Raw genomic sequence first — 22,877 nt, forward strand, 5'->3', positions numbered from 1 at the left:
GCTGGCTGGGGCCACCGGTCCATACGGTCAGTTGGCGGAGCTGCCGGTGGCCACCATGATGGGGGTGTTGTCGTCCACCCGGCTGCCGACTCCGGGGTTTACGCCGGTCACCGTGTCCGAGTCCTTGCCGCTGGAGTTGATTCTGTCGGCGCTGACGCCGCTGTTGATCAGCTTTTGCCGGTAGCTGCCCAGAGTCTCACCCGAGAATGACGGGATGCTGATGCGCGTGGTCAGGGTGATGGTGTCCTTGGACTTGTCGAATGAGGTACCTGCAGCAGGAGTCTGGCCAGTGACCACAGCGTTATCACTGTTGGGGCCGTTGACCGTGATATTGACCCCCTGGCCCAGGGCGCGCTTGACCTCGCCCAGGGTCATGTTCCTGCCGGCATAGTCGTCTAGCTGCATGCCGTTGCTGACGTTGACCGTGATCATGGCTCCCTGCTGGATGGAGGATCCGGCTGCCGGATCGGTGCTGATGACCATGTCCTTGGACACGGAGTTGGAGGTCTGCTCGCTGATGGTGATGTTGAAGTGCAGGCTCTCGAGGATCTTGGTCGCATCGTCCTTGGTCTTGCCAGACAGATCAGGCACCTTGGTCATACCCGAGGAGATGTAGAGCAGGATGCTGGTTCCCTTGGCCACACTCTGGCCAGCGGCGGGATCCGTGCGGGTCACATGGTCCTTGGGCACGTCCTGGCTGTCTTCCACCGAGGCTGCGGGAGAGACCTTGAATCCGGCCTTCTCCAGGGCTCTGCGAGCCTCCTGCTGGTTCATGCCCTTGACATCCGGGATGGCCGTGTCCTTGGGGCCGGAGGAGAACCAGACGGTCACTGTGGAGCCCTTGGGAGCCATGCTTCCTCCCTTTGGGCTTTGCTTAGTGAAGGTACCTTTGGGCTCGGCCGAGTCCTGGTCATCCTTCTCCTGGTACTGGAATCCTGCGGCGGTGACTTTATCGCGGACAAGGGCCCGTGACATCTGCGCGTTGATGGTGGGCACCTCGGCCATCGGATGACGGTTTCGGCTCATGAAGGTCCACGCGCCCAATCCGATGGCTACCAAAAGTACAGCCCCCAGGACGGCGCCGATGATGATCTTCTTGCGCCGCTTGGATTTTTGCTGGGCCTTCCTGGTGGCAGTGCGCTCGGCTGTGGCGACACTGGCGGCGGCCGGGTTGAGCGGGTCCTGGACAGGGTTGAAGGCCTGTGTGGCGGCCGTCTCCTCTTCGGTCAACGGCATGGTGGCCGTTTCGGTCCCCTGCTCGGCATCCCTGCGGGCTTTGACGTTGGCCAGGTCGGTCAGCGGGTTGAAGGCGGCAGCCACTGGGGTTCCACCGTTCATGAAGGCCAGAATGTCGCTCTTGAAGGCGGCGGCGGTAGCGTAGCGGTTCTGACGGTCCTTGGCCATGGCCTTGGCGCAGATGGAATCCCACATCTTCGGCAGGCCGGGTACGATGGTGCTGGGCGGGGTCGCCATTTGGTTGACGTGCTGTAAGGCGATGGCCACGGCCGAATCCCCATTGAAGGGCGGCTGCCCGGTCAGCATCTCGTAGAGGACGCAACCGGCCGAGTAGATGTCGGAGCGCATGTCCACGCTTGCGCCGCGGGCCTGCTCAGGGCTCAGGTACTGGGCCGTGCCCACCACGCCTTGGGTTTGGGTTATGGTGGCGGCCGAATCGTCCATGGCCCGGGCGATGCCGAAGTCCATGACCTTGACGATGCCCTGTTCGGAGATCATGATGTTGCCGGGCTTGATGTCCCGGTGGATGACGCCCATGTGGTGGGAGTATTCCAATGCGTTCAGCATGCCCAGCATGACCTGCTCGCTGTCGCGCTGGCTCAGGGCGCCATTCTCCTTGAGGATGGACCGCAGAGTCTGGCCTTTCACGTACTCCATGACTAGGTAAGGCACTCGCTCATGATTGCCCTGGTCGTCAGTCAGCAGCTCCTCGCCCGAGTCGTAGATGGAGACGATGTTGGGGTTGTTGAGCAAGGCGACCGAGTGGGCCTCCCGCCGGAATCGCGATAGGAAGACCTCGTCGTTGGCCAGATCGGAACGCATGATCTTGACCGCGACCGTCCTTCCCAAACGTGTGTCCACGGCCTTGTGGACCTCGGCCATGCCACCGCGTCCGACCAGTTGTCCCAGAAGGTAACGTCCGTCCGCTAGGGACGACGGCAGTGTGATGCTCATAGGGTATCCCCTCCGTTCGTCGCTTCAAGGCCGCGCTGCGCGCTTCCTTTTCCATAGTGCCCCCAGACGGGCTTGAAGATGTTTTTTGCCGCGTGTGGCTTGCTCACGATGCGTCGAGGCGTGGGTGCGCGCGGGCTGATGATCTCCGTTTCGCCCAGCTGCTGGTCCAGAAGCCGCTGTTCGATCCTTGCCAGTGTGTGGGAGACTACCAGGGCATTCGCCGGGCGGTCTTGCGGGTCCTTGGCCAGCATGGACATGACGAAGTTCATGAGTTGGATGTCCACCGAGTCCGGCAGCGGCGGCACAGGATCGTTAACGTGTGCTGCGGCGATGTCCACCGGAGTGGCGCCGGTGAAGGGCCGGTGCCCGCAGAGACCCTCGTAGGCCACCACGCCCAAGGAGTAGATGTCGGACTGGGGAGTGGCCTGGAGGCCCTGGGCCTGCTCGGGCGAGATGTACTGGGCCGTGCCCACCACCATGCCGTCCTGGGTGATCTGCCCTTGGTTGGTGGAGTAGGAGACCCCGAAGTCGGTGATCTTGACCTCACCGGTGTCAGAGACCATGATGTTGGCCGGCTTGACGTCTCTGTGGATGACTCCATGGGAGTGTGCTACGTAGAGCCCCCGGGCCGTCTGGATCAGGATGGGCAGCAGCTCGATGGGATCCAGCGCGCCACGGGTTCGGTAGATGTCAGCCAGGGATTGGCTGGGCACGTATTCCATGATCAGGAATCCGATGCCGTCATGCTCGTAGTACTCGAAGAGGGCGGCGATGTTTGGATGGGCCAGGTTGGCGGAGTTGTGCGCCTCGGCCCGAAGCCGCAACAGTTTGGACTCCTCGTTGGTCAGGTCTTCGCGCAGAGCCTTTATGGCCACTACGCGGCCCAGCTCGATGTCGTAGCCCTTCCAGACTTCGCCCATGCCCCCTTGCGCAAGGCGGCGGTCCAGACGGTACCGTCGATGAATGAGCTGTCCCTGTATCAGTTTCACTTGGCAGCCTCCTGCATGACGCGTTTCATAATCGGCCCGGCGATCTCCATGCCATAGGAGGAGATTCCATGTACCACGACGGCTACGGCTACCTTGGGCTTGTCGGCCGGGGCGAATCCTATCATCCACCCGTCATTTGCCGTATTGCCCGTGCCGATCTGGGCTGTGCCGGACTTGGCGGCCACCTGCATGCCGGGGATGGCCAGATCGGGGTAGCTCTTGGTGATCACTGCTTCCATCATGCCGGTCAGGGCCTTGGCGGTGTCCGACGAGAAGGCCTGTGAGTAGACCGAGGGCGTTGTTTCGCTGATGACGCTCAGGTCGCTGGAACGCACCCGGTCCACTAGGGTCGGCTGCATGAGTTTGCCGCCGTTGGCCACGGCAGCGGCCGTCATGGCAGCCTGCAGCGGGGTGGACAGGGTATCCCCCTGGCCGATGGAGGCAAGGGCAAGCCGGTCCTGGGACTGGTCCTCGGGGAACTTGGAAGCCACGGCCTTCATGGGCCGTCCTGTGGAATTGGTCCCGTCCAGGGTGATGGTGGAGCCGTAGCCGAACTTGCGGGCCTGCGTTGCCAGCGTCTTGTCGCCTAGGGCGACCCCCAGCTGGGAGAAGGCCGTGTTGGAGGAGTAGGCCAGGGCATTCTCCAGGCTGATCTTGCCATTGACCCCGTTGGCCGTGGCAGTGGCGTTGGTCAGATTGTAGTTGGTGTTGGGCAAGGTGTATGAGGCTCCGGCCGGCAACTCGCTGTCGAGGTGGTAATGGCCGGACTCCAGGGCGGCGGCGGCTACGATCACCTTGAAGGTGGACCCGGGCGGATACAGCTGTGAGGTGGCCCGGTTGAGCATGGGGTTGTCTGAGCGGGAGGCCAGCTTCTGATAGGCTTGGGAAGCATCGCTGCTGTCGTGGGCGGTCAGGTCTTCGGGGTTGTAGCTTGGCGTGCTGGCCATGGTCAGGATACGGCCTGTGGAGGGCTCGATGGCCACTACTGAACCAGACAGATTGCCCAGCATGGCGTAGGCGGCCTCTTGCATCTTGGGGTTGATGGAGGTCTCGATGGAAGCGCCCTTGTTCTGGGTGCCAGTGAAGAGGGACTTGAGCCGATCCATCCACAGGCTGTCCGACTGGCCGCTCAGCAGACGGTCGCGCGAGGCCTCGATTCCCCTGTCTGCTGGGCTGGTGATGGAGTAGTAGCCAGTGATGGGCGAGTAGACGGCCCCCTTGTGGTAGTGCCGCTGGTACTGGAAGGAGTCGTTGATGGGGTCGGACTGGGCCATGACGGCTCCGTCCGATGTCAGGATAGCCCCTCGAGGCGCTGCGTACTCGTGGTAGAGGGCGCGCAGATTGCGCGGGTCCGAGTTAAGAGTCCCTGCCCGGATCACCATGATGATGGAGCTGGAAAGCCCCAGGATGACGAAGAGGACGATGACGGCGTTGAAGAGTTGACGCAGGGACTTGTTCACTGTCCACCTCCTCGAACCTGGCGAATGGGTATGCGGCCAGTGGCTGGCATGTCGTTTGCCTCATCCTGATCGGTCTGTTCGGCGGATCCTGCATGACGGCCGTGGGCCTGTTGTTCGCGGGAGGTTCTGTCGTCTGAGTCTGAGTCGTTCTGTCCGCTGCGCTGGCCGGTCTCCTGCTCGCGTAGGACGGCTAGGGCCTCGTACTTGAAGGTGTCCGAGCTGACCTCTGGTGCAGGCTTGTTGGCTGCGTTGGAAATGATGATCAGCAGGACAGCCAGGATGCAGTTGGCTACCAGGCTGGAGCCGCCTGCTGCCATGTAGGGCATAGTCAGTCCGGTCAGGGGAATGACCAGGGTGATGCCGCCTACCACGGTGAAGACCTGGAAGGCCATGGTGAAGACCAGGCCGGAGGCCAGGAGCTTGCCAAAGCCGTCCTTGATCTTCATGGCCGTGATCATGCCCGAGGCCACGATGACCAGATAGAGCGCCAGTACCACCAGCAGGCCGCTCAGCCCCAGCTCTTCGCCTACCGATGTGTAAATGAAGTCGGAGTTGGCCAGGGGGGTGATCCAGGGGCGTCCCTGGCCCAGACCGGTGCCTGTCAGCCCGCCAGCAGCCAGGCCGAAGATGCCGCGCACCAGCTGGCCGGATCCGCCGAAGGCCTTGCTGAACTCAGCGTTGCTGAAGGGGTGCAGCCAGGCATCCACGCGGGCGCCCACATGGGCAAAGATCATGGATGAGGCCACGGCCCCAATGACGAAGAAGACCGAGCCGATGGCGATCCAGCTGGTGCGGCCGGTGGCCACGTAGAGCATGGAGACGAACATGGCGAAGTACATCAGCGATGTGCCCAGGTCATGCTGGATGACCAGGACAGCCAGCGAAATCAGCCAGACGATGATGATGGGGCCAAAGTCCTTGATTCGGGGCATCCGCATGCCTAGGAACTTCTTGCCGCCTACGGCCAGCTGGTCTCGGTGATCGAACAGGTAGGCGGCGAAGAAGAAGGCCAGGAAGAGCTTGGCGAATTCGCCGGGCTGCAGGGTGTGCGACCCTACTCCTACCCAGATGCGGGCGCCGCCGATCTCGCGGCCGATGCCGGGCAGCATGGGCGACAGGAGCAGGACCAGGCCCACCACCATGCTCACATAGGAGAAGCGGCGCAGCAACCTGTAGTCACGAAGCAGCACCACCAGCAGCCCGCACAGGACCAGGGCCAGACATAGCCAGATCAGCTGAGTGAAACCCACTCGCGTAGACTGGCCGATCCGGGCATTGCGCAGGTCTATACGAGTGATCAGGGTGATGCCTAGTGAGCTCAGGATGACGATGCTGGGCAGGATGGCCTGGCTGCCGTAAGGCTGGTAAATCTCCAACAGGATCCAGAGGGCGATGAAGAGGGCGGCGGTGACTGCCAGCAGGGCGGCGTAGTCCCCGGGGAAACGGCCCGCTGCACGGGCGAACATCTGGAAGAAGCCGATGAACCCCACCAGTAGGGAGAAGAGCAGAAGGCCCATGCGGCGCAGTCGTGTGATGATCATGACTACTGTCGCCCGCCCTGGTCGGTTTCCGACGGTGAGGGCTCGACTGAGGGAGAAGCCGTAGCCTGGCTGGACTCGTCCTTGGCCTCCTTGGCGTGTTCGCGTTTGAGGTCGCCGGCCTCCTTGCGGATCAAAGTGACGTGCTCCTTGGCGTCGTCCATGCTGGAGACGGTGATGCCCTCTTCCAGTTGATCACGCCAGGACTGGGGAAGCCCCTTGACGGCGATGTCCGTGGTTTGCACCGGGTGGGAGAGCGAGAGGGCGAAGGCCTTGGTGGGCACGCCCTGGTAGATGGTCACACGGCCCTGGTCCGTGCCCAGGTAGTACTGTTCCTGACTCCATCGATAGGCAGCACCTGTGCCTCCGGCCAAGGCCAGAACCACCAGGGTGATGATGCCGGCCAGGATCAGTCGAATATGCCGATGCCGGGAGCGCTGACGCTTGAGCTGCTCCAGGTGCTCTTTGTGAATGGCGTTGGCCACGTCGGGATCGTAGGGGTCGGCTGAGGCCGAGCCGTCCTTCTTGTGGACGACGGGGATCTCGCTGGTGTCGGGCACATGCCGTTCGCCGCTCTCTTCTCGGGCAGCCGAGGGCTGGGCAGTGCGGCCGTCGTCATCCTCATCCTCCTCCTTAGCGGAATCCCGATCCTGGCTCAGGTCGGCGGCCCGCTTGGCAGGGGACTCCCGAGACTCATCGCGTAGGCGCGGTGCTGCTGCTACGGGTTCATCCAAGATGTCGGCCAGGGCCTCCAGGTTGGAGCTGGCTGCGCCGCCTACTAGAGGGGTCTGATGGGGCAGATTGAATGCATCAGCGTCCAAGGCCAGTGTGGCGTCGGCAATGACCACGGTCACGTTGTCGGTGCTGCCGGCCTTGAGGGCGGATGTAACCAACTGCTGGGCGCACTCCGCCTGGTCCGAGACCGAAGACAGCACCTCGGCGATGGTCGAGTCCTCCAGAACGCCGCAGAGGCCGTCCGAGCAGATCATCCAGCGGTCTGCGGGCAAAGCCTTGGAAATGGAGATGTCCGGGCGGGGATCGATGTCGAAGTCCCCTAGGACCCGCATGACCACGTTGCGCTGAGGGTGGTTGCGGGCTTCGGCCGGAGAGATGCGGCCGGTGTCGATAAGGTGCTGCACATAAGAGTGGTCCTGGGTCATCCGGATCAGCTTGCCCTCCCGCAGGAGGTAGCCTCGGGAGTCCCCGATATGGGCCAGCACCCAGGAGTTGTCGGCCAGAGCCAGGGCTGTGACCGTGGTGCCCATGCCTGATAGCCGGTGTTCGCGCTTGGCTTTGCCCACGATGGCATCATGGGCCGCGATGACCGAGGTCTCCATCATCCGAGCCAGGGCCTGCACGTCCTGCTCCCGGTCGTCGCGTTCGATGTGTGCCAGGGACCGGATGGCTATGGTCGATGCCGTATCCCCGCCTGCGTGGCCGCCCATGCCGTCGCACATGGCTATCAGGCGCTCGCCGGCGAAGGCGGAATCCTGGTTGTTGCTGCGTACGTACCCTACGTCTGAAACCGCTGTGGAGTAGAGGAACAGCTTCTGGCTCGCATCGTTCCTAGTCATGGGCGGCTACCTCAACTCGAAGGTGGTGGCTCCGATGCGCACGGGAACCTCCGCCGGTAGGATTGTCGGCGCCATGATTTTCTGCCCAGAGACGACGGTGCCGTTGGTGGATCCCAGATCCTCGATGGCCCATCGGTTCGATGCGGGGTCCTGGTAGACCCGCGCATGATGGCCCGAGACGAACTCGTCATCCAGCACCAGAGTGTTCGAGGAGGAGCGGCCTAGAGTGATGGGATGTCCGGACAACGGCGTGGAGGAGCCAGCCAGAGGTCCGTCGATGACGACCAGCAATGAGGGCTCGTCGCTTGCAGATTCAATCTTGCTGACCGGGGCGTCGGGCACGGATCTGGCGGCCGCCGGCAGCTTGCGCTGGGCTGCGCGCTGGCTGCGTCGACGGGTATGAGAAGTCTTAGGGCTGAAGGTCTCGATATCTTTGCGGAGCGAACGGATGGCCAGCCAGACGAATACCCATAGCAGAGCCAGGAATCCGTATTTGAGGATGGCGAATGTCAGTTCAGTCAGCATAATGATTCGACCTTACTTCAAGGTCTGGGCGACTTACGAATCCTGTTCCTGCGACGACGCCCAGTAGAGGATGCGGGTACGGCCGATGGTGATGGTGTTGCCGTCCAGCAGGGTGGCTGCGGGAACCTGATGTCCCTCCACATAAGTGCCGTTGGTTGACCCCAGATCACGGGCTACCACGCCCTTGTCAGTGATCTCGATTTGTAGATGCCGGCGGGAAATGCCCGCGTCGTCAATGACGATGTCGCAGGTGGACCCACGGCCGATGGTGGTGATGGGGGCGGTCAGCAGATACTGGCGGCCGTTGATCTCCAGCACCGGGCAGTCCTTGGACTCTTCCGGGGTGGTGACAGGCGCCGCGTTACCCTGGACTGACTCGGCGGACAAGTGGAAGTCGCCCTTGTTCAGGTTGAGATCCTCCTCGAAGACGACCACGACTGGACCGACGAAGGCATAGTGCTGGCTTTCGGCGTACTTGGTCAGGTTGTCCGCCAGCTCGTTGGCCAAGGCCTCCGAACCCCACTGCTCGATGCGGTCAAAGTCGGGGGTGGATAGTCTGAATCGGTACTCGTTGGGTGCCACAGTACGGTCGCGACCGACAGGCATGGCCTGTGAGTCTATCTCACGCTCGAGGGCGCTCGACAGATCGACGGGCTGTAGGTCCTTGGAGCCGAACTTCGAGAAGACACCGTTAACGGCGCCTTCTACGCTCTTCTCGAAACGATCGAGAACGCTCATAGTCATCCCTTTCCATATAACCCCTTCATAGTACGTGACCCTGTCGGAAGGAGGTAATGGGCGCTCGGATGCTTGCAATTTCTCCAATGAACAGGACCAAGCGAGCGCGAATGCCAGAATGGCGCATCGGGACAGAGGCTGATCGAATTCCCCTTTGGCACCTGGGCGCCTATCATCGTGGCAGACGCATGGTCATGGGGACCATGCCAGAGATATTTGAGGAGCGAGCATGGCCGAAGAGGTGGATCGGGCGATGGAGGCATATCCGCGGGCCAAGGCCCGGACCCTGCGGTTTACGTTGGGTGCGCCACGGTCGGCCTTGGCGGTGGGGGACGGCTCACGGGCCGTCTTTCTGCGCTCCGACGGGCCTGAGGACCTGGTGACCGGGCTCTGGCTGTCTGTCTTCGATCAGGAAGGCCGCCACCATGAGGTGCTCCTGGCCGACCCCAGGGTCCTGCTGGAGGATGCAGACCGGGAACAGGTGCCGGTCGCCGAGCTGGCTCGTAGGGAGCGCTCGCGAGAAGGTAGCGAGGGCATTGTCGACTACAGCGTGGATGATGCCGGGGATCGGGTGGTCTTTGCCCTTGGTGGCCGACTCTGGTTCTCGCTGATCGCCTCTGATGGTCTCACTGCCTCCACGCGGGCTCTGAGCCTGGAGCATGGTGACTTGGCTGTGCTCAATCCCGCCATCAGCCCTGACGGCACCATGGTGGCCTATACGACTGGTAGCCGATTGATGGTGGTTACCATCGGGCAGGACGCCGGGCAGGACCGTGAGCGAGCTGTCCTGGCTCTGCGCCCCGGTACTGATGATCGGATGCAGCTGGGGCTGGCCGAGTTCGTGGCTGGCGAGGAGATGAACCGCTACCGGGGGTTCTGGTGGTCACCGGACTCCCGGGCCCTGCTGGTCGAGCACACGGATTCTTCCGATGAGCCGATCTGGTACATCAGCGATCCGGCCAATCCTCAGGCCGGGCCGCGCGCCCGGCGGTATCCCCAGGCGCTGACTGCCAACGCCCGCGTCGGGTTGAGTCTGGTTTTCCTGGGCCATGATGATGCCGATCCCTGGGTGGGCGAGGTGGACTGGAACCGCCAGGTCTTTGAGTACCTGGCCGTGGTCCGTTGGCAGGAAGGGCATCGTCCCCTCCTGCTGGTTCAGAATCGTCGGCAAACCGAAGACAGGATCCTGGACGTGCAGGTGCCGGATGTCCGCCAGGGCTTGGATCAGGGCCAGGATATGACCTTGCTTGATCCCGAGGCGGCGCCCAAGGTGGCCACCAGGGTTCTGCAGGAGCACGGCAACGACCAGTGGATCGACCTGGTGCCCGGGTTGCCGGGCTACCGGCCCCAGGGCGGTCTGGTGGATGCCTGCATTGATTTAGAAGCCGACACCACACGGTTGCGCCTTGATGGGCGCGTATTCTCCCCGGCTGGCTGCCAGATTCGGCAGGTGCTGTCTGTGGAGGACCATGATGTGCTGGCGGTGGTCTCCACCGATCCTCGCAGTTTCGATCTGATGCGTCTGGGGTATGACGGTTCCATCCACGTGCTCAACCGGCTGCCCGGAGTGTGGTCTGCCTCGCGTGCCGGCCATGGCATCGTGGTCAGCGGACGGACCATGGCCTCGGCACAGGGGCAGGTGCGCCACTGCTACTTGGGCGCTGATGGGGATCTGGACCGCTTGGGTGCTGAAGGACTGGGCCTGGTAGGTGAAGCCCGCCCCGATAGCACCTTGAGATCGGTCGCTGATCCCGCTGCCTCGGGCCAGGTTGGCAGCCGACAGGAGCATCAGGATCGTCCTGATCGCCGAGCTGTGGATGCTGGTCATATTAACAGCCAGGGAGCCATGAGCGCCGTTCTTGCCGATACCAGCAGCGATCCCGGATTCACTCCCAACGTGGACTTCGTGCGCATGGGTCAGCACGAGCTGTTCGCAGCCATCGTCAGACCGTCTGAATCCAGCCCCTACGCCAGTGCAGACAGCCTGCCCGTCCTGCTCAAGCCTTACGGCGGACCTGGCGCCCAGCAGGTGGTCTTCAACCAGTCCTACTACTGGGAGTCTCAGTGGTGGGCTGATCAAGGCTTCCTGGTCCTGACCGCCGACGGCCGGGGTACGCCTGGTCGTGGTCCTGCCTGGGATCGGGCCATCTTTGAAGACATGGCCCAGGTGACTCTGGATGACCAGCTTGAGGCTCTGGAGGCCTTGCCGGACTTCGCTCCCGAGGCCGACCTGGGGCATGTGGCCATGATCGGCTGGTCCTATGGCGGCTTCCTGTCGGCCCTATCGGTTCTTCGGGCCCCCGACCGGATCCATGCAGCCTGCGCAGGCGCCCCGCCTACGGATTGGTCTCTTTATGACACCCATTACACCGAGCGCTATCTGGGCATGGACCCTGCCGTCTACCGACGCAATGGGATCATTGATGACGCACCCTCGCTGCGCCGACCGCTGATGCTGATCCATGGGTTTGCGGATGACAACGTCTCCGTCGCCAACACTCTGAGGCTCTCCGGCGCTCTGATGGCGGCTGGCCGTCCCCATACGGTTCTGCCGCTGACCGGCATCACCCACATGACCAACGACGAGACCGTGGCCGAGAACCTGCTTATTCTGCAGCGTGACTTTCTGCGGGAGGCCCTCAAGAACAAGACGGACTGATAGGAAGGCAGCCTTGGGAGCGACTTTGCTGACCTGTTGATGGGAAGGCCGAAACTGGTTGGGTTGGCTCTCGTGGCTATGAGCGCAAGTCGCACCTCGGAGGAGGCTGTTTGGACTAACGCTCTGCTGGCCGTTGCTTCCGCTAGATTGGGGTTGTGCATACCCAACGAAAGCCTGACCAGGCTTCAGATTCTGATCGCGGATTCCAGCTTCCCCGCAGCTGGGGCCTGACGGTTTCAGTGCTCTGTCTGGGCCTGCTGGTCGGATTTTCTTCTGGCTTGCTGGCAAGGTTCTTCGAGCTGATCCAGGTCGGCCTGTTGGGTTTTTCGGAGACTTCAGGAGCTCCCACAGCTGAAACGGTGCAGCCGATCAGAAGGCTGGCCTCGGTGACTCTTGCCGGACTTGTGGCCGGGCTGGTCTGGGCCTGGCTGCGGACGAGGACCAAGCTGGTTCCCTCGGTCGGCCAGGCCGTCAAGGGCGCGCCTATGCCCCCAGGGCGGACTGTTATCCATGTGCTCACGCAGATCTTCTTCGTTGCTGCTGGCGGCTCCATCGGCAGGGAGGTGGCTCCTCGCGAGGCCGGGGCCCTTCTGGGCGGTCTCTGGGCCAGGATGGGCCGACGGCTGGGGCTGCGTGATCAGGACGGTCCGCTGCTGGTCGCCTCGGCTGCTGGTGCAGGATTTGCCGGCATTTACATTGCGCCTCTGACTGGTGCCTTCTTCGGCATAGAGGTGCTGCTGCGGCGGGTGGATGCCGAAGTGGTGACGGTCAATCTGGCCATGTCAGCCCTGGCCACTCTGGTCGGGGGATCCATCAAGGGGTTCGCTCCATACTATAAGGTCGGCTCCGAGCCATTCCGGCCCGGGCTTATGGCGGTGGTTCTGTTGATCGGGCCGGTCATGGGACTGCTGGGGGCCGGATTCCGGCGGATGACCTCCTGGGCTGAAGCCCATAGGACCACTGGTCCTGCGGTAATCTGGCAGCTGACGGGGGTGGCTCTGCTGACCGGTCTGGTCGCTCTGGTCATTCCGCAGGTCTTGGGCAACGGCCGGGCCCTGGCTCAGATGGGGATGGATCAGCGGCTGTCCGCAGGGTTCTCAGGACTTCAGCTGGCTCAGTCGCTTGCTTCGCTGGTTCTCTTCGCGTTGGCCAAGGCTCTGCTGACCACAGCCACCATCCGTGCCGGGGCCTTCGGCGGCACTTTGACGCCTTCCATAGCTTTGGGATCCGCCACGGGCGCTGTGCTGGGCCTGTTGCTGGCTTGTCTCGTACCCGGCCTGCCGGTCTGGCAGTGTGCCGTGGTCGGTGCCGCCTCCCTGCTGGCAGCCTCACAGCAGGCTCCGCTCATGGCCATGGCCATGCTGATGGAGGTCTGCCACCTGCCGGTCATGGCCTTCATGCCCATGGGCTTTGCCGTCGCTCTGTCGATGGCGGTCTCACGCCTGTTCGCGGCCAAGGCATGAACCGTCGTCGGAACCCAGTGTCGTCCTGAGGGTCCGGCCCTGCGTGATGCCGAAAGATTTCGTTCATACTCATATACGATGAAACCACCAATGGTCACATGCATGCCCTGCCGCTTCAACTTCGCATGGGCATTCACGATCAGCTGACCGGTCTGGGCCAGTAAGGAAGGGTGGCTATACTCGGGCCGGATGTAGGTCCTGGGAGGACGAAGCCAATCCGAGCGGAGCAGGTCAATGCCCTGGTCCCTGGACAGACAAGAAGGAGGTGCCTGGCGGTGAAGACCGTGTTGGCCATCTTCAGGCGAGATCTCTGGCGGATACTGCGCAACCCCGTGGCCCTGGTGGTGACCATCGGCGTGGCCGTGCTTCCCTCCCTTTACGCCTGGTTCAACATCATGGCCCTTTGGGACCCCTACAGCAACGCCAAGAACCTGCCCGTGGCCGTCGTCAGCATGGACCGAGGGGCGCAATCCCCGCAAACCGGCAGGATCAACGCCGGCAGATCGGTCATTCAGGAGCTGCGTGCCCATAAAAGCCTGGGCTGGAAGTTCATGGATGATGACCAGAGAGCCATTGAAGAGGTCCATTCGGGCCAGTGCTACGCGGCCATCATCATTCCTGAACGATTCAGCGCCGATCTGGTCGGCATTGTCGAGGGGACCGGGAACAGGCCTGCTCTGAACTATTATGTCAATGAGAAGAAGAACGCCATCGCTCCCAAGGTGACCGACACTGGCGCCTCCACCATCGATCAGGAGATCAACACGGTCTTCGTCTCGGCCGTCAGCGATGCCCTGGCTGGGAAGGTCCTGCAGACCGCCGGCGATGCCAAGGGCGCGGCTGAGCAGAGCCGAAGCCAAATCGTGGGCGATTTGGGAGGAATCATCGACCAGCTGAATCGCACGGACGGCCAGCTTGGCCGAATTGATTCCACCATGGGCCAGGCCCGGCAGACTGTAGCCGGCTCTAAAAACGACATCAAGAACCTGCAGAGTCAGATATCGGCCACTCAGGCGACCCTGAGCAAGGCCCAGGATCATATGACCAGGACCCGCGATGACAGTCTTCGCTTCTCCTCTGCCCTGAACCAGACCCTGGCAGATGGGTCGGTACGGCTGTCCAGTGCGGTCACTGATGTGAATACGGTGGCAGGCGGGATCACGGCCGATCTGAACGCCACCCAGGACAAGGTGGACCGGGTCAATTCCGGCATGGGTCAGCTGGTCGATGCCAACGGACAGGCTGTGGACCGGCTTCAGTCGGGCCTGGATCAGTCCGGACTGCATCCAGGGGATCCGGCCTACGAGAGCATCCAACGGCAGATCGACGGTCTCAAAAAAACCAACCAGCAGCAGAAGGCATCCCTGGATGCCTTCAAGAAGAACTCATCGGCGGCTCTGGACTCGGGCAAGCAAGCCGCATCGGACCTGAGCTCGGCTATGACCAACACCGGCGGCACAGGCATCAATGCACTGACAACGGCCAGCCAAGGCCTAACGGGAACCACCATGCCCAACCTCCTTACCGGGCTGGACAATCTCAACGCCTCCAACGGTTCGCTCCAGGGCGCCCTGAGCAGCCTGTCCACCACGGCTGCCCAGACCGATGCCTTGCTGGACCAGCTGGATTCCACCATCGGCCAGGCCCAGTCGACCCTGTCCGCCACCAGGGCCTCCCTGGTCACAGTCAGGTCCGACCTGGAGGGGGTCCGCACCGATGTGGCCGCTCTAGGGTCCTCGGCCGCCTGGAACCGGATGTCCCAAACCCTGGGATTGAGCCCGGAATCTTTCGGGAAGGCCATGTCTTCGCCGGTCAAGCTGGCCTCGCATACGGTCTACCCGGTCAGCAACTACGGGTCATCCGTGGCGCCCTTCTACACCAATCTGGCCCTCTGGGTGGGCGGGTTCATCCTGATAGCCATCTACAAGCTGGAGGTCGACAAGGAGGGCATCCGCAAGTGCACAGCCACCCAGGCCTATTTGGGTCGTTGGCTTCTGCTGGTCTTCGTCGGCTTCTTCCAGGCGCTGATCGCTACAGTGGGCGATCTGATGCTGGGCATTCAGTGCCACCAGCCGGCGCTGTTCGTCCTGGCCGGGGTCTTCGCATCCTTCGTGTACATCAACATCATCTATGCCTTGGCCGCCTCCTTCAGGCATATCGGCAAGGCCCTGGCCGTGGTCTTGGTCATCCTGCAGATACCGGGCTCTTCGGGCATGTATCCCATTGAGATGATGCCCGACTTCTTCCGCAACCTGAACCCCTGGCTGCCCTTCACCTATGGGATCAACGCCATGCGCGAGACCATCGGCGGCATGTACGGCAGCCATTACTGGCAGGATATGCTCCACGTCTTCTGGTACCTGCCCGTAGCCCTCCTGATCGGATTGGTGGTGCGGCGGTACCTGCTCAACCTGAATGCCCTCTTCGACCGGCGTCTCGGCGCTACTGACCTGATGCTGACCGAGCAGAACCATTCGGCCGACCGTCGCCTGAGCCTGAGCAGCCTTGCACGCTCCATCCTGGGCGAGGGCGACTACCGTGCCATCATCAGGCGGCGGGCGCATCGCTTCCTGGCCCTCTATCCCACCCTGATCCGGGCTGGTCTGGCTCTGGTGCTGCTGCCGGTCCTCTTCCTGATCCTGCTGTTCAGCACCGAGGCCAAGATCGTCATGCTCATCGCCTGTATCGCCTCCATCGTCCTGATCGACGCCTACCTGATCATCGTCGAGTACATCTGCGACAGCTATGTCCAGCAGCTGGGTCTGGCAGAGCGTCCCGGCATGGACTTCCACGCCCTGATTCGCCCGCGCAGGCAGGGCTCTTCGGCCATGACCAGGCTGACCACAGCCGTGCGCGAATCAGTTCTGAACCGAGATGAGCAAGGCGCTCCCGAGGATGGTGACCGTCGATGAGGAATATCTGGAGGATCCTGCGCAAGGATCTGGCGGATGCCACCAGCAACGTCATCGCCATTATCGTCCTGATGGGCCTGATCATCGTCCCGGCTCTCTATGCCTGGTTCAACATCGCCGCCAGCTGGGACCCCTACAAGAACACCAAGGCCATCAAGGTGGCCGTGGCCAACACCGACAAGGGATACAAGTCCGACCTGATACCGATCAAGATCAATGTGGGGGAAACGGTCACCAGCACCCTGAGAGCCAACGATCAGCTGGACTGGAGGTTCGTCAACCGCGATCAGGCTCTGGAGGGGGTGCGCTCAGGCGAGTACTACGCCGCCATCGTCATTCCCAAGGATTTCAGCGCCGACATGATGACCCTATTCTCGCAGGACGTGAAGCACGCCAACCTTGAGTACTACCTGAACGAGAAGAAGAACGCCATCGCTCCCCATGTCACCGAACAGGGGGCCGACACCGTGGCCACGACCATCGACAAGACCTTCGTCAAGACGGTGGGGCAGGTGGGGATCGACCTGGCCAGCCAGGTCTTCACGTACTCCCAGAGCCCCCAGGTCCAGGATTACCTGGCCAGGACGACCGGCCATATCAATCAGATGTCGGAGCGGCTGACCACTGCCTCCAGCCAGGTGAATGCCTATGCGGGCCTTCTGGATTCCTCCGGAAGGATGATCGACTCCACCGGCAGGATTCTGGGTCGGTCCGACTCCGCCATGGCCGATGCCAGGAAGGCCCTGAACCAGGGAACCAAGGGGTCCAAGGATCTGGGCAAGTCCCTTTCCGGGTCGGCACAGGCGGTCGACTCTGCTCTTAGTCAGGCCTCGGGTGCCTATGACGCCATCGGATCCAAGATCGACGACGCCTTCGATAAGGTGGGTCAGCAGAGCGATGCCGTAAGCAGCCAGTTGAATGATCTGAGCGAACGGATCAGGGACTCGGCAGCCGACTACGACCAGATGATCGCCAGCCTGGATGCTCTGCGTGCCACGGTGGAATCCGACTCCAGTCTGACAGCGGACCAGCGCCAGGCTCTTCTGACTGCCATCGATCAGGCTCAGGCCGGAATGCGCGCGGCCCAGGCGGCCCAGCGCGACCTGGCTGACCGGATCAGCCAGGCCTCCCAGACAGCCAAAGAGGGTAAGGACAAGCTGGGTGGCCAGCGGCAGGATCTGAAGAACAGGATTGCCCAGGCCCGCTCCTCGGTGGATCAGGTTCGCACCCAGTACCGCAATGACCTAAAGCCCCGTCTGGATGATCTGGCTTCATCCATGGACACTGTGGTCACCTCGACCGACCGGCTGCTGACGGGCTTGGATGGAACCGTCAAGGGCGCCTCTGGACTGACGGGCCCTATGACCAACGACATCAGCCAGGCCAAGGACCAGCTGAGTGAGATCTCCCAGCGTCTGGACCAGGCCTCCAAGCAGCTGACCGACCTAGGGGAACACCTGACCCAGGCTTCACAGGGCGAAGATACGCAGGAGGTCAAATCCCTGTTGAGTGGGGATTCCGAAACCTTGGCCGCGCTTCTGTCCTCACCGGTCGGCATCCATCGGCATGCGGTCTTCCCTGTCATGAATTACGGGTCGGCCATGACGCCCTTCTACACCATCCTCTCCATCTGGGTGGGTGCCACCATTCTGGCGGCCATGATGAAGGTAGTCCTGTCCGACAAGAAGAAGGCCTTCGTTCTGCACCTGGACTCCCTGCAGGATGCCTGGAAGAGGGCCGATGACCTGGATGAGGATTCCGAGGTCAGCCGCTCCTGGGGAGCCTTCCGACCGGAGTCGCCAGGCAACGCCCGTCGCTTCGGCCTTCAGCTCTACCAGGAGTACTTCGGCAGATTCGCTGTCTTCGCCCTGCTGGCCATCCTCCAGGGCTGTCTGATCGCCTTGGGGGACCTCTTCTACTTGAAGGTCCAGTGCGTTCATCCGCTGATGTTCGTGCTGGTGGCGATATTCGCCTCATTCGTCTTCATGAATCTGATCTATACCCTGGTCGTCTCCTTCGGGGACATTGGCAAAGCTATTGCTGTCATCCTCCTGGTTATGCAGGTGGCTGGCTCGGGCGGCACCTTCCCCATGGAGACTTTGCCTGGCTTCTTCCAGGGGGTCTATCCCTTCCTGCCCTTCGTCCACGCCATCGGGGCCATGCAATCGGCCGTTGCCGGAGCCTATGGCATGGAGTTCTGGCGGGAGATGGCCATCCTGGCCCTCTTCCTAGTGCCTTCGTTGCTGCTGGGGCTGGTCCTGCGCAAGCCCGTCATCCGCTTCAATGACTGGATCGTCAGAAACCTCGAGAGCACCCGGCTTATGTAGGGCCGAGCCCAACAGAAGGTGGTATAGGGTGAGAGCATGAGCGTCCAACTGGTTGAGGAGCGTCGCTACGACCAAATCATGAAGGATCGTGTCCTTCCTGACCTGGCCTCCTGCCGCAGTGACGGATGGATGATCTCCCATGACGGCGGCGAGGACGGTGGAACCTTGTTGGACAAGGCCCATCTCAGCGGCGTTGATCCCTCACGGCTTTTGCATTACGTCTGCTATGACAGAACGCTTTTCCGCCAGGGCGCGGTGGAGTCCGGCTCCGCTCGCGTACGCGGGGCCGTAATCATCTCCTTCGGTTTTTCGGAATTCGCTGACAAATATCAGGAGATGGCCTGGTACTTCCTTATGCAGGGATATTCCGTCTGCATCCCGGAGCATTGGGGGCATGGTTTCTCTGGCCGAGGCGTGAACGACCCCAGCCTGATCTGGGTTGATCATTGGCATCGGTATGTGGCGGACCTGGCCGCCTTCTGCTCCCAGGTGGGCCAGCAGTATGCCCAGGACAAGCCCATGGTGCTCTATGCCCATTCCATGGGTGGCGGTGTGGCTGCGCGAATGCTGGAGACCTTCCCCTCCCTTATTGACAAGGCGGTCCTGTCGTCGCCGATGATTGCGCCACGTACGGGGTTCATGCCCTCGGTGGCCTGGACTGCTGCCAATGCCGCCTGCATGATGGGCCGCTCTCGCAGCATGGTCCCGGGATTTGGGCCGTTCCGTCCCGAATTGGACATGGACGATTACCCCAATGGCAGCCAGGAGCGGGTGGCCTGGACCCATAAGTTGCGGGCCAGAGAACTGCACTACCAGACCAGCGCCGCCACTTTCGGCTGGGTCAGGGAGAGCCTGGAGATGAGCCGGGCCATACTGCGGCCCGACAGGTGCAGTCGGGTGGAGACCCCTCTGCTGCTCTTCCAGGCACAGCCCGACCGTTTCGTGCTGCCGATGCCCCAGAACCGTTTTGTCGACCAGGTTCAGCAGGGCGGCTGCCAGGCCACGCTGGTGCGCATCCCGAACAGCATGCACGAGCTCTACCAGATGCCCGACAAGGTCCTGAGGCCTTATTTGGAACGCATCTTCGACTTTTTTGACCAGCCTTGGCAGCTCGCTGACGACCGCTGATCGGACGAAGAACGCGCAATCCTACTTGTTGAGCACCTTCTGCGGGTCTGCGTCGAAGGTATTGACGCAGTTCTGTGAGCAGAAGTAGTAGGTCTTGCCCTGGTAGTCGCGCTTGGCTGCGGCCGTGCCGGGGTCGATGGACATGCCGCAGACCGGGTCGGTGACCTTGTCCGCCTGTGCCTGATCCTGTTGCATGTCGTCATGATGATGGAAGAGTCCCATCTCATTTCCTTTCTCTTGGTTGTGTTCTTGGTGGGTGGAAATACTGAGGTCCCTGGTCAGGGCATCCATGTCGATTGGCTTGGCCTCTTTGACCGGCCTGGCCTTCAGGGGCGTATGCCGCAGCCGGTTGGCGTTGAGCACCACCGACAGGGAGGAGAAGGCCATGGCTGCACCGGCGATCATGGGGTTGAGCAGGAGGCCGATGAAGGGGTAGAGCATCCCGGCGGCGATGGGGATGCCCAGACCGTTGTACCCGAAGGCGAACCAGAGGTTCTGATGAATGTTGCGCATGGTCGCAGCAGACAGGTCGATGGCCTTGACGGCCGCGTTCAGATCGCCCGAGACCAGGGTCACGTCGGCGGACTCGATGGCCACGTCCGTTCCGGTGCCGATGGCCATGCCCAGATCGGCCTGTGCCAGGGCCGGTGCGTCGTTGATGCCGTCGCCGATCATGGCTACTTTGTGCCCTTGGGCCTGAAGGGCCTTGACGATGCTCGCCTTGTCTTCGGGATGGATTTGCGCCACTACCCGGGTGACTCCCACCTGGCCCCCGACCTGTTCGGCGGTGCCCTGGTTATCGCCGGTCAGCATGATGGTCTGGATGCTGCGCTTGTTCATGTCGTGGATGGCCTGCTTGGAGCCGGTCTTGACCTGGTCGGTCACTGCCAGGACCCCGGCAAGCCTGCCGTCGATGGATGCGAAGATGGTCGTACGGCCCTGGTCCTCCCAGCTGCGGGCGGTGTCGAAGAGGGATGGCGCGTCTGCCTGGTCCGCCATATTGTTCTCAAGTTCGATTCCCTTGCCTTCGAGCAGCCTGCGGTTGCCGACAAGGACATGCAAGGCGCCCCTGCCTGCTTCGAAGGAGCCGGAGGGGAAGGTCGCATCGATGCCTTCTCCGGTGACCGAATCGAAGTCCTCGGCCGGGACCAGCTCCAGGTTGCGGTCCTTGGCGGCCTGGACGATGGCCTGGGCCAGGGGGTGCTCGGAATTGCGCTCAGCGCTCGCGGCCGCCCTGATGAGCAGGTTTTCATCCATCCCCTGCACGCTCAAGGCATCAGCCAGTTCAGGTCGGCCCTGGGTTATGGTGCCGGTCTTGTCGAGGACGATGGTATCGACGTCATGGGCTCCTTGCAGGGCCTCTGCCGACCGGTAGAGCACCCCGGCACGGGCGCCACGTCCGGTGCCGATCGTCACGGACAGGGGAGTGGCCAGACCCAAGGCGCAGGGGCAGGCGATGACCAGGACCGAGACCGCCGCCACGATTCCGTATACGCCTCGAGGCATGGGGCCGAACACCCACCAGGCTACGAAAGTCCAGAGCGCCACCAGGATGACCCCGGGGATGAAGATGGACGATATGCGGTCGGCCAGTTTCTGGATGGGTGCCTTGGAGGTCTGGGCCGTTTTGACCAGCCGGATGATCTGGGCCAGAACCGTGTCCTGCCCTACCTGGGTGGCCTTGTAGCGCAGGGAGCCCGTGCCGTTGACGGTGGCTCCTACCAGGGAATCGCCCTCCTGTTTGAGGACGGGCATGGGCTCGCCGGTTACCATGGATTCGTCCACGGAGGATGATCCGGATATGACCTGGCCGTCCACTGGCAGCTTCTCGCCTGGATGGACCTGAATCACGTCCCCGACGGCCACATCGTCGACGGCGATCTCCTGTGTGGTCTCCTTGCCGTCCTGGCCGATTCTCACCACGGTGGCGGTCTTGGGCCTGAGCCCGACAAGGGCACGGATGGCATCGCCGGTGCCGCGCCTGGCCCGTGCCTCCAGGATCTGGCCGAGGATCATCAGGGTGATGATGGTGCCCACGGCTTCGTAGTAGGGTTCGCGGCTTCCCTCAGGCAGAAGTTGCGGGGCCACGGTGACAGCCAGTGAGTACAGGAAGGCCGTTGCAGTGCCCAGGGCGACCAGGGAGTTCATCTCCGGGGCCCGGTGTGCCAGGGCCAGCCACCCGGTGCGGTGGATGGGCCAGCCCGAGTAGAACATAACCGGCAATATCAGGACCAGCTGGACCCAGGGGTTCATCAGAACGTGGGGCATGGGCAGGAACATGCCGAACATGGCCGGGATGAAGACCGGGAGCGTGAAAACCAGGGCTACGATGAATCGCCTGGTCAGGTCGCGGATTTCTGCCGTGCGCTCCTGATCCGCCTCATCCTGGTCGTTGCCGCCATTGGTCTGGGCGGACTTGACGGATTCGGCCTGTTGCAGGTTCTCGTCTTGTGACTGGCTGCCGTGTTCCTGCTTGGATTGTGTCTCCGTATTGTCGGTCGTCGGTCCATCGGTGGCCCGGAGCATTCCGTGGAGCATGTTCATCCCGCAGGCGAAGGGGTAGTCGCCGGCCTTGGGCGGGGTCAGCTGGATGGTCGAGGTTTGAAAGGCAGGCAGGGTCTTGTCGATGTTGAAGTCGTTGAAGACCACGTGCGAGGAGCATTCTCCGCTCTCCTGGCGGTCGAAGACCAGTTTGACCGGTCGCCCGGCCTGGACCTGGATCAGCTGGGGGCTGTATCCGCCCTTGACTGTGATATGGACGGTCTGGATGCCGCCCTCATCCTTGGCCTGAGCGGCCTTTCTGGGCGCGAAGAAGTACCAGATGATGCCTGCTGTTATGGCCAGGGCCACGATAAGGACCAAGATGCTGCTCATGTGGCTCACTATACCCCCCAGGGGTATACTGATAGTGAATTTCGAGATGGGTTTCATGGATTTGGGTCGGTCCCGGCTCCGCCATGCAGGCCATGAAACAACCTAGGAATGGAGTACATCTTGCCCGGATATGCCAACGACAAAAAACGGACCATCACCAGACTCCGGCGTGTCGAAGGCCAGGTCAGGGCCATCGAGCAGATGGTCGAGTCGGACACCTACTGCATTGACATCCTCACTCAGATCGCCGCCTCGACCAGCGCCTTGAAGTCGGTGGCTCTGACTCTGCTGGACGATCACATGAACCATTGCGTCCGCGAAGCTGCCGAAAAGGGAGGCGAGGAGGCCGACGAAAAGATGGAGGAGGCCTCCGAGGCAATCGCCCGCCTGGTCCGTTCTTAGCAATCCTGGTCAGACAGGCCTAATACGCCAGGGAATAGCAGTCCATAAGCAACGGATATAGGCGTTCTTTCGTGAATCGCTGGACTCTCGTCTTTTTC

General features: G+C 62.2%; 14 protein-coding genes. 6 read left to right on the top strand and 8 right to left on the bottom strand.

Going from position 1 to position 22,877, the window contains the following annotated elements; translation table 11 throughout:
* Nucleotides 1-27 precede the first annotated feature (27 nt).
* From pknB to ACUIAD_RS03130, 7 genes are read right to left on the bottom strand one after another with little or no spacing between them, the layout of a single operon-like run.
* Complete coding sequence (gene pknB, locus ACUIAD_RS03100; protein ID WP_445343649.1) at nucleotides 28-2,190, bottom strand: Stk1 family PASTA domain-containing Ser/Thr kinase; 2,163 nt, start codon at nucleotides 2,188-2,190, stop codon at nucleotides 28-30.
* Nucleotides 2,187-3,179: a serine/threonine-protein kinase gene (locus ACUIAD_RS03105; RefSeq protein ID WP_110451490.1), complete on the bottom strand. Its 993-nt coding sequence runs from the start codon at nucleotides 3,177-3,179 to the stop codon at nucleotides 2,187-2,189. The genes pknB and ACUIAD_RS03105 overlap by 4 nt, the downstream gene beginning before the upstream one ends.
* The gene (locus tag ACUIAD_RS03110) at nucleotides 3,176-4,639 is read right to left on the bottom strand and encodes a penicillin-binding transpeptidase domain-containing protein (RefSeq protein WP_445343650.1); all 1,464 of its coding nucleotides are present in this window, start codon (nucleotides 4,637-4,639) and stop codon (nucleotides 3,176-3,178) included. The genes ACUIAD_RS03105 and ACUIAD_RS03110 overlap by 4 nt, the downstream gene beginning before the upstream one ends.
* Nucleotides 4,636-6,180, bottom strand: coding sequence for an FtsW/RodA/SpoVE family cell cycle protein (locus ACUIAD_RS03115; protein WP_110451492.1), 1,545 nt, complete (start codon nucleotides 6,178-6,180; stop codon nucleotides 4,636-4,638). The genes ACUIAD_RS03110 and ACUIAD_RS03115 overlap by 4 nt, the downstream gene beginning before the upstream one ends.
* A 2-nt stretch (nucleotides 6,181-6,182) precedes the next feature.
* A complete protein-coding gene (locus tag ACUIAD_RS03120) occupies nucleotides 6,183-7,751 on the bottom strand; it encodes a BofC C-terminal domain-containing protein (protein ID WP_445343651.1) in 1,569 nt (522 codons plus the stop codon).
* A 6-nt stretch (nucleotides 7,752-7,757) separates the two neighbouring features.
* Complete coding sequence (locus ACUIAD_RS03125; RefSeq protein WP_375314986.1) at nucleotides 7,758-8,273, bottom strand: FHA domain-containing protein FhaB/FipA; 516 nt, start codon at nucleotides 8,271-8,273, stop codon at nucleotides 7,758-7,760.
* Nucleotides 8,274-8,309: 36 nt separating this feature from the next.
* On the bottom strand, nucleotides 8,310-9,014 hold the full coding sequence (locus ACUIAD_RS03130; RefSeq protein WP_110451495.1) for an FhaA domain-containing protein: 705 nt from the start codon (nucleotides 9,012-9,014) through the stop codon (nucleotides 8,310-8,312).
* A gap of 229 nt (nucleotides 9,015-9,243) precedes the next feature.
* Between ACUIAD_RS03130 and ACUIAD_RS03135 the strand changes: the two genes are divergently transcribed.
* The 5 genes from ACUIAD_RS03135 (at nucleotide 9,244) to ACUIAD_RS03155 (ending at nucleotide 19,503) form a co-directional block, all read left to right on the top strand.
* Nucleotides 9,244-11,673, top strand: coding sequence for a prolyl oligopeptidase family serine peptidase (locus tag ACUIAD_RS03135; RefSeq protein WP_445343652.1), 2,430 nt, complete (start codon nucleotides 9,244-9,246; stop codon nucleotides 11,671-11,673).
* Nucleotides 11,674-11,828: 155 nt separating this feature from the next.
* Nucleotides 11,829-13,136 (top strand): chloride channel protein, encoded by a 1,308-nt coding sequence (locus ACUIAD_RS03140; protein WP_445343653.1) that lies wholly within the window; start codon nucleotides 11,829-11,831, stop codon nucleotides 13,134-13,136.
* Between the two features lie 275 nt (nucleotides 13,137-13,411).
* A complete protein-coding gene (locus tag ACUIAD_RS03145) occupies nucleotides 13,412-16,048 on the top strand; it encodes a YhgE/Pip family protein (protein ID WP_445343654.1) in 2,637 nt (878 codons plus the stop codon).
* Entirely contained in the window at nucleotides 16,045-18,375 is a 2,331-nt protein-coding gene (locus tag ACUIAD_RS03150) for a YhgE/Pip family protein (protein WP_445343655.1), read from the top strand. Before ACUIAD_RS03145 ends, ACUIAD_RS03150 begins: the two co-directional genes overlap by 4 nt.
* 36 nt (nucleotides 18,376-18,411) lie before the next feature.
* On the top strand, nucleotides 18,412-19,503 hold the full coding sequence (locus ACUIAD_RS03155; protein ID WP_110451500.1) for an alpha/beta fold hydrolase: 1,092 nt from the start codon (nucleotides 18,412-18,414) through the stop codon (nucleotides 19,501-19,503).
* Between the two features lie 21 nt (nucleotides 19,504-19,524).
* Here the strand turns inward: ACUIAD_RS03155 and ACUIAD_RS03160 are convergent, their stop codons facing one another.
* Complete coding sequence (locus ACUIAD_RS03160) at nucleotides 19,525-22,377, bottom strand: heavy metal translocating P-type ATPase (protein ID WP_110451501.1); 2,853 nt, start codon at nucleotides 22,375-22,377, stop codon at nucleotides 19,525-19,527.
* 120 nt (nucleotides 22,378-22,497) lie between these two features.
* On the opposite strand from ACUIAD_RS03160, the gene ACUIAD_RS03165 reads away from it, so the two are divergent.
* Entirely contained in the window at nucleotides 22,498-22,779 is a 282-nt protein-coding gene (locus ACUIAD_RS03165) for a metal-sensitive transcriptional regulator (protein WP_110416674.1), read from the top strand.
* Nucleotides 22,780-22,877 lie beyond the last annotated feature (98 nt).

This window comes from Bifidobacterium sp. ESL0819 (genome assembly GCF_052606245.1).

Excerpts from the sequence above, each read along its gene's own strand:
- ACUIAD_RS03150 (WP_445343655.1), top strand. The coding sequence starts at position 16,045 with ATGAGGAATATCTGGAGGATCCTGCGCAAGGATCTGGCGGATGCCACC.
- ACUIAD_RS03155 (WP_110451500.1), top strand. The coding sequence starts at position 18,412 with ATGAGCGTCCAACTGGTTGAGGAGCGTCGCTACGACCAAATCATGAAG.
- pknB (WP_445343649.1), bottom strand. The coding sequence starts at position 2,190 with ATGAGCATCACACTGCCGTCGTCCCTAGCGGACGGACGTTACCTTCTG.
- ACUIAD_RS03160 (WP_110451501.1), bottom strand. The coding sequence starts at position 22,377 with ATGAGCAGCATCTTGGTCCTTATCGTGGCCCTGGCCATAACAGCAGGC.
- ACUIAD_RS03130 (WP_110451495.1), bottom strand. The coding sequence starts at position 9,014 with ATGAGCGTTCTCGATCGTTTCGAGAAGAGCGTAGAAGGCGCCGTTAAC.
- ACUIAD_RS03120 (WP_445343651.1), bottom strand. The coding sequence starts at position 7,751 with ATGACTAGGAACGATGCGAGCCAGAAGCTGTTCCTCTACTCCACAGCG.
- ACUIAD_RS03135 (WP_445343652.1), top strand. The coding sequence starts at position 9,244 with ATGGCCGAAGAGGTGGATCGGGCGATGGAGGCATATCCGCGGGCCAAG.
- ACUIAD_RS03115 (WP_110451492.1), bottom strand. The coding sequence starts at position 6,180 with ATGATCATCACACGACTGCGCCGCATGGGCCTTCTGCTCTTCTCCCTA.